General features: G+C 53.4%; 8 protein-coding genes. 2 read left to right on the top strand and 6 right to left on the bottom strand.

Annotation, left to right across the window (positions count from 1 at the left end; genetic code table 11):
• Positions 1 to 7 precede the first annotated feature (7 nt).
• A complete protein-coding gene (locus tag NQ519_RS12360) occupies positions 8 to 3,415 on the top strand; it encodes a sulfatase-like hydrolase/transferase (protein ID WP_147513183.1) in 3,408 nt (1,135 codons plus the stop codon).
• A gap of 101 nt (positions 3,416 to 3,516) precedes the next feature.
• Positions 3,517 to 4,494: a metallophosphoesterase gene (locus NQ519_RS12365; protein WP_019150843.1), complete on the top strand. Its 978-nt coding sequence runs from the start codon at positions 3,517 to 3,519 to the stop codon at positions 4,492 to 4,494.
• 117 nt (positions 4,495 to 4,611) lie between these two features.
• Here NQ519_RS12365 and NQ519_RS12370 read toward each other — a convergent pair whose 3' ends face one another.
• From NQ519_RS12370 to NQ519_RS12395, 6 genes are all read right to left on the bottom strand, one after another.
• Entirely contained in the window at positions 4,612 to 7,290 is a 2,679-nt protein-coding gene (locus NQ519_RS12370) for a hybrid sensor histidine kinase/response regulator transcription factor (protein WP_019150842.1), read from the bottom strand.
• Between the two features lie 62 nt (positions 7,291 to 7,352).
• Positions 7,353 to 7,850 (bottom strand): carbohydrate binding domain-containing protein, encoded by a 498-nt coding sequence (locus NQ519_RS12375; protein ID WP_019150841.1) that lies wholly within the window; start codon positions 7,848 to 7,850, stop codon positions 7,353 to 7,355.
• 71 nt (positions 7,851 to 7,921) lie between these two features.
• Positions 7,922 to 9,424: a DUF4185 domain-containing protein gene (locus NQ519_RS12380; RefSeq protein WP_161603983.1), complete on the bottom strand. Its 1,503-nt coding sequence runs from the start codon at positions 9,422 to 9,424 to the stop codon at positions 7,922 to 7,924.
• Positions 9,425 to 9,469: 45 nt separating this feature from the next.
• Positions 9,470 to 11,035 carry a DUF4185 domain-containing protein gene (locus NQ519_RS12385; RefSeq protein ID WP_019150840.1) on the bottom strand — a complete coding sequence of 522 codons (1,566 nt, stop codon included), beginning with the start codon at positions 11,033 to 11,035 and terminating at the stop codon, positions 9,470 to 9,472.
• Positions 11,036 to 11,069: 34 nt separating this feature from the next.
• A complete protein-coding gene (locus tag NQ519_RS12390; RefSeq protein ID WP_227901105.1) occupies positions 11,070 to 12,668 on the bottom strand; it encodes a RagB/SusD family nutrient uptake outer membrane protein in 1,599 nt (532 codons plus the stop codon).
• Between the two features lie 11 nt (positions 12,669 to 12,679).
• Positions 12,680 to 15,616, bottom strand: coding sequence for a SusC/RagA family TonB-linked outer membrane protein (locus NQ519_RS12395; RefSeq protein ID WP_026076546.1), 2,937 nt, complete (start codon positions 15,614 to 15,616; stop codon positions 12,680 to 12,682).
• Positions 15,617 to 15,622 lie beyond the last annotated feature (6 nt).

A 15,622-nucleotide genomic window follows, 5' to 3' on the forward strand; every position in this document is an offset into this window, starting at 1 on the left:
TAAACCGATGAAAATTCAGAATTATGTAAACCGGGCGCTGTTATTCAACGCTGCAATGATCTCCGTGGCAGGAAGTGCTTCCGCCGCCGGGGCGCAGGGAGCCTCCGAGGATTCCGGTCGTGCGGCGGCCGCTCCGCAGCGACCCAATGTAATCTTCTTCCTGGTGGACGACCTCGGCTGGAGCGACATCGCCTCATTCGGCAGCCGCTTCTACGAAACACCCAACATCGACGCGCTGGGACGTGACGGTGTGCGCTTCACCAATGCCTATACGACCTGCCACGTCTCCTCACCGGCTCGTGCGAGCATCCTGACGGGGTGTTATCCGGCCACTATCAATATGACCGATTGGCTGCCCGGCCGTCGGGAGTTTCCTTTCCAGCAGTTACGCAACGTGGAGGTCAATCAGGATCTTCCCGCCGGAGTGCCGACCATCGCCGAGACACTGCACGATAACGGCTATCATACGGCCATCATCGGCAAGTGGCATCTGGGCGAAACGGGCTCCACACCCGAGGAGCACGGTTTCGACATGCACATTCCGCACGGTTACTTGAAGGGATGGCCCGCCCGCGGCTATATGGCTCCGTTTGGTATGAACGGCTTCGACGGTGAAAAGGGTGAATATCTCACCGATCGTCTTACGGACGAGGCGCTTCGTTATATCGAGAAGAACAGGAACGAGCCGTTTTTTCTTTTCATGTCTCATTTCGCCGTACACGATCCGATTCAGGGCCGGGCGGACCTGGTGGAGAAATATCGGAAGAAACTGCGCTCGATGCCGCCGTCGGAGCTGCCGCCCTTTATTCTGGAAGGAAACCCCGATGATCCCGATCCTGCTTCGGCTGAAGAGCTGCTGCGCTGTCTGGACGATCCGGCTTATGCTCCTCACAAGGCTTTGCCGCACCGCCGGGTGAAGATCAAGCAGATTCAGGACAATGTGGAGTTTGCGGCGATGGTCGAGAGCATGGACGAAAGTATGGGGCGTATTGTCGCCAAACTCAAAGAACTGGGGCTCTATGAAAATACGGTGATCGTCTTTTTCGCCGACAACGGCGGCATGTCGGCCGCCAATTACGGCGGTCCCAACCGCGTCATCCTGCCCGAGCAGCTCGATATGGCCTATTCCAGTTCGATGCTTCCACTGCGCGGTGGCAAGGGGTGGATGTATGAGGGCGGTCTGCGCGTGCCGATGGTTGTGAAGGCTCCCGGATCGAAGTCCGGCGATTGCGACGAACCGGTGGTCAGCGTCGATTTCTATCCGACGCTTCTCAGCCTGACGGGAACGCCGCTTCCCCGCGGCAACAGAGCCGAGGGTGTGGATATCTCGCCGCTGCTCCGGAAGAAAAAGATGAAGGACCGTCCCATTTTCTGGCATTTCCCACATTACAGCAATCACGGTTTGCAGAGTCCCGGCGGCGCGGTCCGTTACGGGGACTACAAACTGATCGAATATTATGAGAACGGCACCGTGCAACTCTACGACCTGTCGAAGGACATCAGCGAGAAGCACGACCTCGCCGCTCGGATGCCCGAAAAGGTTGAAGAGCTGAAACGTATGCTCCATGAGTGGCGCGAATCGGTCGGGGCACGTATGATGCCCGAAAACCCGAATTTTGATGCCCGCATTGCAGCCAAACGCGAAGCCGAAGTCTGTCCCGACCGCTGGTGGCCGATGTTTACGCAGTACGACGGCGGCCTGTTCGGCGAACGGGTGGACCTGTGGCGTAACCATCGTTTGTGGTATGTAGCCGGAGAGGATTTCATCCTCAAAGGTTTCGAGTCGCGTCCCGGCAAACATCCGTGGCAGGGTGAACATGTCGGCAAGTGGCTCCATGCGGCGACTCTTGCATATCATCATACCGGTGACAAAAAGCTTAAAGCGGCGTTGGACAGCGTCGTGGAGCGTCTGATCGCCACACAGCTGCCGGACGGTTACATGGGAACCTATGATGCCGCTTCGACCTTCATGGCCAAACCCGGCGACGGAACGAAGTACATGTGGGATGTCTGGACGCACCGCTATAATCTTTATGGACTGCTGACCTACGAATCGTTCTTCCCCGATGAGCGGGTGCTGGATGCCTGTCGCCGGATGGGCGACCTGCTGATTGCTACGTTCGGAGAAGGAAGAAACGATCTGACCAAAAACGGCACACGGGCCGGTATGTCTTCCACGACGCTGCTCGAATCCATTGTGATGCTTTACGAGCGGACAGGGGAACGGCGCTACCTTGATTTTGCCGAACATATCGTCTCCGTGAGCGAAGCCAATGCGGACCTGCATCTGCTGGGCGAGATGCTCACGCCCGGGGCCGATGTGGTGAAACCGGGCGATGGCAAAGCCTACCAATTGCTGTCGAATCTGCTGGGATATTTCCGGTTGTATCAGGTGACGGGCGATGCTCGGTATCTCAAAGCCGTGCAGGCGGCGTGGGGGAGCGTGCGCAAACACCATCTGCTTACGACGGGCGGTGTATGGAGCCGGGCTGCGGAGTATAACGGCAATAAGGAGTGTTTCGCTTATGAGACGGCATTCGACCCCCGGCAGATCGTGGTGGAAAATTGTAGTAATGCGACCTGGATTCAGCTCTGCTTGCAGCTTTTCGACCTGACAGGTATGAGCAAGTTCATGGACGAAGCCGAAAGGTGTACTTTCAATGATCTGTTCGGACACCAGCATACGGACGGCGTGGACGGTTGTTACTATACCGCGCCCAACCAAAGCCGTCCGCCTTATGTGAATAAGATTCACTGCTGTAATTCGAGTGCCCCGCGGGCGATGGAGCTTATGGCGGACCATATTGCAGGCGAGATTGATAATTGTTTGTCCCTCAATATGCTGACTCCGGCCGTTGTGACGGTCAATACCAAATTCGGCGGCGGGCAGTTGATCATTTCCGGCAATTATCCGTTGGGCGACGAGGTAAACGTTGCGGTGAATATTGCTCGCCAGCCCCATATATACAAGGAGTACGCCATTGAGTTCCGGGTGCCGGTCAACACGCAGCTGAAACGCGTGGAGGTAAACGGTGCAGAGGTGAAATGTACCACCAACAAGCGGGGTTATGTCACGGTCAAGAGAACGTGGAAACCGGGCGACCGGATGCGCATCGTGCTCGATTACCGGCTTCGGGCCGATATTCAAACGGGTGTTGACGGAAAGAAATGGGTTGCGTTCAGCTACGGCCCGCTGGCGTTGGCGCAGCGGATTACTGCTGATGAAAATCCCGAACCTTTCGCCGGCATGGCGTTGGATACGCCCGAAGCGCGCAAAGCTCTGCTTGCCCGATTTGAAAAGAGGATATCGGACGGGGTTCCGCATTTCACGGTCGGGAATACCGGGGTTGTATTGATGCCTTATAGTTATGCCGGCAGCAAGGAGTCGGGGCCCCGAACCTACTTTGCCTTGTAATGATAACTGATAGTACGAGGGACCGAAATAATCCGGTCCCTCGTACTATCAGTTTTTAAGAGGTTTGAACCTGATTCTGAAATGTTAAGTAAAATGTTGTCATGAAATCGGTAATCAAAATTCTGTTTCTGTGTCTGGCGGTGTTGGAGATGTCGTGTGCGGTACAAAAGCCTGTCCGAATTGTTCTTATGCCTGATACGCAAAATTATGCGGAAACCCATCCTGACATTTTCAATTCTCAGACGGAATGGATTGCGGCCCAGTGCGACAGCATCGCTTTCGTGCTTCAACAGGGCGATATTACGAACCGTAATGCTGAAAGCCAATGGAAGGTGGCGGTTGAGGCAATGAGCCGCCTCGACGGTAAAGTGCCTTATGTCATGGCTGTCGGGAATCACGATCTGGGATTGAAAGGACGTACGAGGAATCGGGATTCTGAACTTTTCAACCGTTATTTTCCTTATGACAAATATGCCCGGACCCAAAATTTCGGAGGGGCTTTCGAATTTGGGAAAATGGAGAACGTATGGTATACGTTTCGGACGGGAGGTGTGAAGTGGCTCGTATTGTCACTCGAATTTGGCCCTCGAGACAGCGTATTGGCATGGGCCGGAGCCGTCATTGACGCACACTCTCGGCATAAAGTCATTATTAACACACATGCTTACCTCTATTCGGACGATACTCGCATGGGGCCTGGGGACAAATGGCTGCCGGAGAGTTATGGTATTGGAAAAGACAAATCCTCGGGTTCGGTCAATAACGGTGAGCAGATGTGGGACAAGTTGATAGGTCTGTATTCGAACATCGTTTTTGTGTTCAGCGGCCATGTGCTGAACGATGGGACCGGATGTCTGATAAGTGAGGGCGTACATGGAAACCGAGTTTGTCAGATGATGGCTAATTATCAGGCCGGGACCGTTGGTTCGGTGAATGGAGGTAACGGTTTTCTGCGTATTTTGGGCATAGATGCGAAAAACGGGAGGGTGGTGGTGAGGAGTTATTCGCCCTATACGGATACTTTCCGGACGGAGCCGGATCGTCGATTCGTCATAGAAGGGCTTGACTATAAGCGGTAGTTTTTGGATTGGATTGGAATTGAAAACGGATGTTTTTGTAAATATCCAGCGATTGACATTTCGAGCCTTCCCAGAGATAGGGTCTGACTCAAGTGTTTTGTAATTAAGGCTATATCTCTATTTCTGCGTTCGATACATATATTCCGTCGGGGTCATATTGTAAACGCTTTTGAAGCATTTTGCAAAATAAGCGGGGGACGAGAATCCTACTGTATATGCGACTTCGCTTACATTGCGCCGTTGATCTGTTAACAGTTGAACAGCCTTCTGCAACCGGAAATTGCGCAGTAAATCCGACGGGGACATTCCGAAAATACTTGTGATTTTCCGATAAAGCAATATTCTCGACATGCCTAACATATCGCTCATCAGTTCGATTTTGAAATTGCTGTCGCTATGCTGCGCCTCGATCAGATTGAAGAGCTTATCCCGGAACACATCGTCCACGCAAGGGAGGTTTGCGGCTTCGTGCCTCGTCAGACGGCCGAATTTTTGGGCGAACGTATCGGCAAGGCGCCTCCGCTCTTCGATGATCCGGATAATTTTCAGACGGACATACTGCATATTGAACGGCTTGTGAATATATTCATCGGCTCCTTCTGCAATTCCGTAAATCCGTTGGTTGTCATCCGAAAGAGCCGTAAGCAGCACGATCGGAATATGACAGGTCGCTATATTCGATTTTATGTTGCTGCACAACTGGAATCCGTTGAGCGCGGGCATCAGCACATCGCTCAGAATCAGCGACACTTCATTATCCATCACGGCTTTGACGGCATCGTAACCGTTATTGACGGCAATAACGCGGAAGTTCGTTGAAAGTTCGTCCTTAAGATAGGCGAGTATCTCGGGATCATCTTCGGCAATGACGATCGTTTCGTCGTATTTCTTGGCTAATAGCGCATCGACCTTATTGTCGTCGATCACCTCGTCCGCAAGATAATTCGTCGGAAGAGTTTCGTCGAAAGCGGCATTTTCTCCGAAGTGCGATTTTCCCTTGAACAATTCGACCCGGAAAACGGTATAGGCCCCCGGAAGACTGTCCGCCGTTATGTGTCCATGATGCAGCTCGACATATTCCCGAGTCAGGTGCAATCCGATCCCCGTACTGTAATTCGACGTGTTTTTGAGCGCATAAAAACGATCGAAAATCCGGGGAAGGCTCTCTTTGTCTATACCTTTCCCGTTATCCTCGACTTCGATCAGCACACTCGGACCGTTGTCTGTCACCGACACCAGGATCGTACCGTATTTGGGCGAATATTTGAAAGCATTGGAAAGCAGGTTGAGCAACACCTGTTCGATTTTATCGGTATCGATCCACAACTGCTGATGCGGCGTGTCCGTACGGAATTTATAGACGATCTTTTCCGTTTCGGCATAAGTCTCGAAATAACTGAGTATCTCTTGCGTAAACTGCACGATATCCACTTGTTTCAGCGTAAGCATCATTTTATTATTTTCGATCTTTCGGAAATCGAGAATCTGATTCACGACATTCAGCAGGTGGCGCGCGTTACGCTGAATCGTCCAGATATTACGTTGAATTTCGGGGTCCTTTTCCCGTTTGACGATGCTGTCGAGCGGATTGAGGATCAACGTCAGCGGAGTGCGGATTTCGTGGGTAATGTTCGTAAAGAACTGTAATTTGTGAGCCGTTACATTCTCTATCTGGGCATGTTTGTCCATCAACTCACGGGTGGCAATTTCGATTTCTGTGTTTTTTGCGGTCAGAATTTCGTTGCGGCGTCGGAGACGCAGATTCAATCGGATGGCATAGATACCCATTCCTCCCGCAATAAGGGCGATAATTATGACGGCCCACAATGAATATTTCAGATTGTCAACGCTCCGGTCATATTGTTCAAGGACCGTTTTCTGTTTGTTGATCTGTTCCTGATAACTGACTATCTGTTCCTGCTGCGCCTTGAGCGTGTAGGCATTGTGAGAATCGACGAGTGCCGATTGCAGTTGGTAGCTCTTCTCTACCCGTTTGCCAAGAAGGATACGCCGGGCGATCGCCATGACCTTGTCTCCTCCCGTGGGATAGAGGAATGAGGCTTGCAGTCTGCCGTCGAGAACCGCATCTACTCCGACGAGCGCATCTATTCCGATGAATTTTATCCGCTGCGCACTGAGCGAATCGGCTTCATTGATCGCATCGTAGGCCGCCAGCGCCATATCGTCGTTGTGCGCAAAAACCAGATCGATATCGTCATAGTGGCCGATCGCCGCCACGCGCTCTTTTGCCACATCGGGTTTCCAGTCGCCGGGAATGGTATGCACCGAATAGCTTTCACTCGCTTCGGCAAGGAATCCCTTATGCCGTTCCACAGCGGGTGAAGAGCTCATCAATCCGGTAATTTCGAGAATCGTAGACCCTTCGGATAATATGGTGTTGATGTAGCGTCCCACATCACGGCCGATATCGTAATTATCCGCACTGATGCAGGTCGTGTAATGGTCCGAATGTATTTTGCGATCCCAAATGATTGTCGGAATTCCCATGTCGAAAGCTTCGACGGCGATCGGTGTCACCGGCTCCGATTCGTTCGGCGAGATGATGAGCAGGTCGACCTTTGCCTCGATGAATTCCCGGATCTGATCGATCTGTAACTGTGTATTGTTATGCGCATTGCTGACCACAATGCTCAATTCCGGATATTTGGCCGCTTCGGCTTGCATCTGAATCATCATGATCTGACGCCATAGGTCGTTGGTACATTGGGAGAATCCGATCACATAATGACGCTTGGGCTCCGAGATCGATTCACGACGGCAGCCGTTCGTCATCATACATATGGCAAGCAGTAAAAACAGACGGATTGTGCAATGCGGCATAATACGCGAATTTATAATTATTTTATCATATTCAGGCTGAAATCATCGACTAAATAGGTTGAATTCCGGTCTGTCCAGACACCGCAGAAAACAGTGAGTTCCTGCTCCTTGTCGGAATCGAAATCCAGCGCCATTCGGGTCCAATCTCTGCCGGACAGCAGGAACAGCCTGTCTTTCAAAACACTGCCGTCGGGCCGGCGTACACCGATATACACGCCGTTCGTCAATGGGGGCAGGGACATGCGGGCGAATGCGGAAAGCCGGTATTCCTTTCCGGGCATCACTATTATTTTCTGTATGCAGATGTCGGACCAGACGGGTATATAACGGGGTGTTTCGACATACAGGGCGCAGGCAAACTCTCCCGCATGTGCCTCGGATGTCAATTCGGACTTACCGATGTCCCACGTCTTCGCAGACTCTTCGAATCCGCCGTCGGCGAGCAGGTTTTCCCCGCCGTGCGGCGAGCAGGCGAACAGAATACAACTTATCAGCGGTAAAATGATCTTGTGCATAAAGTCGGATCTTAAAAACGGATGCCCGGCCGTGCATGACACGGCCAGGTTCCGTCGGATGTCAGAGGGAGTTACAGTTGCGAAACGATAAAATACATATTGTCGCCCGACGAGTAGGGATAAACGGATGGCGAGAACCAGCCGCCCTGATTGGCATTGTCGAGCGCCAGCAGTTTTTCACCCGACCAGTCGCCTTCGGGAGAACCGGCATCGCGGTAGACCAGACCGCCCGTTGTCCCTGAACGGTAAATCATAATATAGCGTTTGTGAGCCGCATTATAGGCTACACACATTTCGGATGCATTGCCATAGGTGATCGCCGCCGCCGATTCGGGATCTCCCGTCACCCAGTCGGTGCCGTCCCAATAGGTCCAGTTGGCTGCAGTTGCAATATCACCGTCGCTTTTGATGCGCGCGACGTATATCTTGGGCGTGGAACGGCCTGCGTCCGAACCGAACATGTAAAGATACTTGTCGCTCAAATAGAATGCCGCCTGCACAAAATGCCCGGCTCCGCTCCAACGTCCGCGGATCTCACGGGTCCAGCTTTTACCGCCGTCTGCCGATGACAACAACCCGGAAAAGTTTGCCGTCCATGCGTCGCTGTCTTCGGGATCGAGCGACTTGAACGAATAATAATGGATATACTGTTTGCCGTTGACGGTCACACCGGCCGTCGGAACACAGGCGGTTTCACCGTCTCCCGACGGTTCGAGAATGGGAACGATACCGTCGCTGCCGGGCGAAACCTGTGCGATATAGAATCCATCATCGGGATTCATGTCGTTCGACAATGCGAATGCGTTTGCATAATGCTTGCCTCCGGCCGAAACATCGGCCAGCGCCATGGAAACCGTATTGTTCGGTCCGGCCCAGATGACGGCTTTACCTGCAAACGAAATATCCGTAAACGAAGCGTTCGAAACGGTTCCCGTTGCCAGGCAGGCGTCCAATTTGGTCGAGGTCTGGGTGGTGCCGGTCGGAACGAGTCTGAAATCGTCCAGTGCGACCCATACTCCGGGATAGCCCCACGCTCCGCAAAACACATTGCCCTGCGTATAGTCGCCGGAATTGAACTCCTTGGTGAATTCGGTCCATACATCGGGATTCCAATCGCCTGCCTGTCCGTCGTAAATCGGGCCGCCTTCCAGCCGGACGCCCGTAAAGGCATTCATTCCGGTCCACGAAGCCTGTCCGAAGCAGGAGAAGGTGTAATCCTTTCCCTTTTTGAGTGCGATCGATTGCAGGCAGGCATCGCACCAGTTGCCGTCGTTGGGATTTTCGAGTTTCAGGGCGACCTGACCGTTGTGTGCCTGCGTGTGCTTCGACACCAGCGAAGGCTCCTTGTACGCTCCTTCGAAATACCAGAGCGAACGGTAGTCGATCGCTTCATCGGGGAAAAGCTCGAAGCCGGGTTCGGAAATCATATTGAACTCGTCCGCCGCGAACGTGGCTTTCATCAGGGTGATGTTCGAAAGCTGCGTCGGATCGGGATTGAGTTTGATGTCGCTGCCGCCCTCCTCTTTATCGTCGGTGCATCCGGCGGCGCATGCAGCGGACAGCAAAAGTAACATTGCGAAATAACGGTTTTTCATGGTTTTTTGTTTTTTGGTTGTAGGTTATTCTGTTTTTACGGGTTTCAGACAAATATCGTCTACGGTGAGCGTCATTCCGGGAGCGCCCCAAACTCCGAAAAAGACATCGGCACTTACAGCCTGACCGGCATTGAATTCACAACCGAAGCGTGTCCATTCGCCGGCCCGGGCTGTGCCTGTTATGTCGTGGATCGTGCCGTCGGGCAAGCGGACCCCGACGTAGGCACCCTCGGGAAGCGCCTCTTCGGATTTTACCCAGCACTCGACCGTGTAATCGGCGTTCTGCTGCAAGGAAACCGTCTGAGTGCATACGTCCTGCCACTCGCCGGAATTCGTATTCGAGAAACGGCAGGCGATCTTGCCGCTGTGCGCATCGCGCGAAGTGAGGGCCGCCGCATTCATATGCCACATCGTCTTGTAGCTCAACGCCTGAGTCGGGTGTTCTTCGAAACCTCCTTCTGCGAGCAGATTGATCCCCGCCTGATCCCAGTCGAGGTCGGCACGCATCAGGAAAACATTCCATGTAGGCACGGCATGAGAGATGACAAACCACAATTCGTCGTCTTCGTTGAACCACGGGTGAATGTAGGGAGCATAAAGCGCATTGCCATCCTCGTACATGATGATCTTCTCGCCCGACCAGTCTCCTTCGGGAGAGGGGGCGTCCCGGTAAACGATGGCCCGCTGATTGACCGACAGATACATCATCATATACCGTTTGTAACGGCTGTTGTAGGCAACGGTCATTTCAGACGCCGTTCCCCGTGCGACGGGCTCTGCCGCCTGTTCGTCGCGCTCCCAGCCGCCGCCCGTCCAGTATTCGTAGGCCGATTTGTCGAGGAGCTTCGTTTCGCTGACACGCGCCAGATAGACGTTGCCGTAACGTCCCGAATGTGTGCCGTACATATATACCAGCCCGTTTTCCTTCAGATAGGCGATCTGCGTGAAATTGCTGTCGGCATTCCATTTGACGCCCGAACGGGTCCATGCGGCCCCATAATTATCCGAGTAAACGATTTCGCTGTAATTCACCGACCAATAATCGTTATCACCCGTAGGGGTCCAGTCGTGGACACTCATGTAGTTCAGGTACTGACGGGTGCCGACCGCAATGCCTCCCGTAGGAATGCAGGTCACTTCGTATTCCGAACCATCGGGATACTGCCCGGTTTTGGCCCGGGAGACGACGATCTCCTTTACGGCATTGCCGTCCATCAGCATCCCCGAATAATAAAGTCCGTCCGTCAAGTCACGATCCGAAGAGAGTGCGATGGCGTTTGATTTCCAGTTACCGCCTCCGTAGTCGAAATTATCGCCGAATACACACATGACCGTCCCGTTGCCGGCATCCCACATATTGCTGTAATCGGTACGTCCGATATTGAACCGGGCGTCCGTTCGGTTGGGATTGGGAATCGTCTCTCCGCTTTCCGAACGTCCGGTGACGCGCGCCACGAGCGTTATGTTATCCGGCAGCAGCGTCCCAGTTTCGACAGGTTCAGGTCCCGGCGGTTCCGGATCGGGAATCTCCGTATCGGATGCCGACGAGCAATCCGGCAGCAGAAATAGGACGGCAATCAGGAACAACATGCTTCTGATCCCGGATATGGGGCATCTGTCTATTTTAATAAGAATATCCATCATTTTGGCGGAGGTTAATGTTGGAAAGCAGTTCGGAAGAGGGTATCGGATACAATTCGAGATATTTCTTCTGTTTGGGCGTGTGGAATGTCCAGCTTCCGTTTACATAGAGATCCCATCGGATCAGCTGTTCGCGCCGCATCCCTTCGCCCGTGAACTCGCGCCCGAGCTCTTTCAGAAATTCACCGTAAGGCACGGATACGCCGTCAACGACAGTCGAGGCGGACAACTGTTCGGCTGTCAGTTCGCGCACGGATTGGGGCAGAGATGGGTCGAAACTGCGTCTGCGCACCTCGTTCACGATGTCGGCGGCTCCCTGTGCATCTCCGCTGCGAAGCAGACATTCGGCCTTCATCATCAGGGTCTCTCCGAGGCGGAACACGACCCAGTCCTGATCGGTCTCCCACTTCTGACCGATCTTGATCTCGTACTTTCCGAAGCGGTAGCCGTCGAATTCACGGGCGGCGTCGATCGAGGCGATTTCGTTGACATAATTGAAGGGTGTCACACCGTCGGTAAAATAGAGCGGCTGCTTGGTGAGATAGTCGTACTGCTGTCCCATGCAGTAACTCTGCCTGTAACGTTTGTCATTGTAATGATCGGGATCGGAGGCATCGAACGTCTCTTTTACGTACGAAGGCACGGCGCGCAATCCATTGTAACCGCCCGATCCCGCGTTGTAGATCGGCTTGCAGGCCCAGTGCTGGGTTTTGGCATAGATGCAGTGAAAAATCGGCGATCCCGTCGTTTCGTCGTACGGCACTGCGAAAATGATTTCGGGCGACGTTTCGCTTTGCAGACTGAAAATATTGGAAAAGCTGTCGTCGAGCTGGTATTTCGTAGACCCGATTATCTCGTTGCAAAGGATGAGCGTACTGTCGCGCTTGGCGGCATATTCACTGCCGAGCCACGATTCGGCATTCAGATACACCTTTGCCAGCAGATGCTTGGCTGCCCACTTGTTGAAACGGCTGTACCGCTGCTCTTCGGGCAGTTTGTCCATGCTCTCGCGCAGTTCCCGTACGACGAAGTCATACACCTCTTTCCGGTCGCGCGTCGTGGGCATATAATCTTTCGGCACGTCGTAGGTCTCCATGATCGGCACATTCCCGAAAAGAGACAGCAGGTAATAATAATAGAATGCACGCACGGCACGAACTTCAGCCAGTGTTTGCTCGTCGAGCTCCAGTCCGGCCTCTTCGAACTGATGCAGCACCCGGTTGCAGCAGGTCGTAATGCCATACCACAAGTGGCTCCAACAAGTGCTGAAATGGGGATCGGTCGATTTCCATTCGTGATTGTCCAGCCGCAGCCAGATACCGCCGTCATACCAGCCTCCGTCCGAATTGGTCGGAATGACCCAGGCATCGGTTCCGAGTTCGGTCAGATCCCAGATGCTGCGGTCCTCGTTGAACCAGCGCATCTGCCCGTACATGGGCGTCAGCAGGTAGGCCGAACTCTGTTCGCTGTCGTCCAGAATCTTGTCGATTGTCATATCGCTGTAAATATCCGGATCGAGATTCGTGCATGAAGCCAGCAGGAGTGCGCATGCTCCGGACAGACGTATTATTTTTCGTTTCATGGTTTTGATCATTAGAAGTTAAACGATGCACCGATGATGTATGAACGCAGGTTAGGGTATTTGTTGATCGGGTCCACGCCGGGTGTGAGGCCGACGATCGCCACTTCGGGGTCCAGGCCGGAATAGCCGCTGATCGTAAGCAGGTTCATGCCCGTACAGAAGACCCGGATGCTGCGTATCACCTTGTTGCGCTGCGAAAGATCGAATGTGTAACCGATGGTCAGATTGTCGAGTTTGACATAATCGCCCGGCTCGATATAACGGTCCGAATAGATCGACGGCGCGAAATTGTAATACTCTCCGACCTTCTGATAGGCCGACTTCGGCACGTTGAAACTCGACAGCCAGGCGAGTGTTTCATACTTCATCCGGTAGGCGTTCAGAATATCGAAGCCGAAGGCTCCGCGAAAGGACACCGATACGTCAAGTCCCTTCCAGCGATAATCGGCCTGCAAGGCGGCGAACATTTTAGGCATACCGTTACCGATAATGGTCTTATTGTCTTCGCTCGGGTCCGAGTTCTCGGCTCCGACAACATTCCATGTCGTGCTGTTCTTCAGCCCATCGACACGCCATCCGTAAAAGTTGCCGACGGCCCAACCGTCTTCAAGCCGGTGCGTATAGGTTTGCATGGGCTCCCCGGTCGCCCCGAGCGTCAGGTATTCCATCGTGTACCTGTCATTGGAAAGAGAGATCAGCTTGTTCTTATTGTACGAGAAATTTCCGCTGAGCGACAGCGCCATATCTTTGCGGGAGATCAGGTCGCCGGAAAGCATCACCTCGACACCCTGGTTGCGCATCGAACCCACGTTGGCCAGGATTGAATTGGTGATATTGGGAGGTGTCGGGACCGTGTAGGTGTAGAGCAGGTCGTCGGTGCGACGGTTGTAAAAATCGACACTGCCCCGGAACCGACTGTCGAAAAGAGCGAAATCCAGACCGACGTTAAGTTCCTTCTTCCGTTCCCATTTCAGATCATCGTTCGCGTTGTTCGTCGGGACGATGCCGTTTACCCATTTACCTCCGTCATATCCCATGTACGCCGTACTGAAGTTGTATAGCGGTACATATTGGTAGGCAGACGAGGGTGCGGTGCCGGTTATGCCGTATCCGATCCGTAATTTGAGATCGGAAACCCAGTGTACATCCCGCATGAACTTTTCCTGCGTGATCCGCCATCCGGCACTTACGGCCGGGAAAGTACCCCAACGGTTGTTCTTTCCGAACTTATCGCTTCCCTCATGGCGCAGGCTCGCCATAAAAAGGTATTTATTGTCGAAATTATAGTTCACACGGCCGTAGAAGCCGATCAGCTTGACCCGGTATTTGTAGCTGGTCAGCTTCGAGGTGCCATCGAGCGTCGAATTCGCCGAACCGATATTCCATGCGCCGAATCCGTCGATCGGGAAATCGTAGGCATACATTTCGGAAGATTGGTGGATATAGTCATTGTAACTGTATCCGACGGTTGCCTGCAACGTATGGCGGTCGAATTTGCGCGAATAGTCGGCCTGCAATTCGAGTGTTTTGTCTTCGCCGTGGCCCCCGGAGAGTCGGGCCTGTCCCTGCGTGCTGCCCATCGTCGATGAATAATGCTTTTGGGTCGTGCTGTAAGCGTAATCGTTGAAGTCGCCCATGTAAATACCCGTAGCACTGAGCGTCAGGTCCTTGACCGGCTCGATCGAAATCCGTCCCGACATCATCAGCTGGTCGTATTTGTTTTCGGTGCTCTGCTCTTTCAGTAAGCCTACCGGGTTGGCACCGTTGCTGTTTTCATAATAGGAGCCGTCGGCGTTGTAGACCGGGATGGTCGGGTTCCGGCTGAGCGCCTGCATATAGAGATCGTCCGGAACGATCCCCTGTGTCACGATTTTGTTACTGACATTCAGGGCGATCTTGAGCCGGTCGTCGAACATGGCGTGGTTGATGCTGAGTTTGGCGGTCAACGACTCGTCGAAAGAGCCCTTGTAGATACCTTGTTTGTCGTTGTAGGTTACCGAGGCGAGGTAATTCGTCCGGGCATTTCCGCCTTGGAGCGAAACGTAGTGCGTCTGGCTGACCGGCGTGCGGGTAATCTCCCGGACCCAGTCCGTGTCGCCCTTGAAATCGTTGATCAGGTCGAAGCGGGAATCCTCTTTTGCAAGCCGGGATTTCAGGCTGCGGAGTTCCGCGGCATCCGGATAGTCGGAGGTCTCGTCGAGCATTCGGTCGATGGTGACATAACCTTTGTATTCCAACGATACGCGTCCCGACTGCGGACGTTTGGTATTGATGATAATCACGCCGTTCGTTCCGCGCGTTCCGTAGATGGCCGCTGCCGAACCATCCTTCAAAACATCGATGGATTCGATGTCCTCCGGTGAAATGGCGTTGAGGGACCCGCCTGCCACACCGTCGATCACGATGAGCGGTGCCGAAGAGGCTGCCAGCGTCGAAATGCCGCGCAGCATGATGCTCAGCTCGCCGCTGGGATTGCCCGATGTTTTGGAAATGCCCAGACCTGCGACTTTTCCCTGAAGCAGTTGGAGCGGATTGCTGACGCTGCCCTGTAAAAATTCATCGGATGACACTCGGGTGATCGAACTGGTGATCTCCTCTTTGCGGATCGTGCCGTAACCGATCGCAATCACTTCTTCGAGGCCGATGGCATCGGCTTCGAGTGTGAAGTTCACTTCTGTCCGGCCATTTACAGCGGCTTCGGCACTCTTCATGCCGATAAAGGAACACACGAGCGTTGCATTCCCGTCCTTTACGTTCAGCGAGTAACTGCCGTCGCTGCCGGTCGAGGTGCCGGTCGTAGTTCCCTTGACGATGACCGATGCCCCGGCAATTCCGTTTCCGGTCTGATCGGTCACCTTTCCGGAAATGCCGTAACTCTTTTGAGCCGATGCCGGCATGCCGGACAGCAGCATCAGAGCCATGCATAACATGAAATAGAGTTGTTTCATAATTGA

This window comes from Alistipes senegalensis JC50, assembly GCF_025145645.1.
Classification (GTDB): domain Bacteria; phylum Bacteroidota; class Bacteroidia; order Bacteroidales; family Rikenellaceae; genus Alistipes; species Alistipes senegalensis.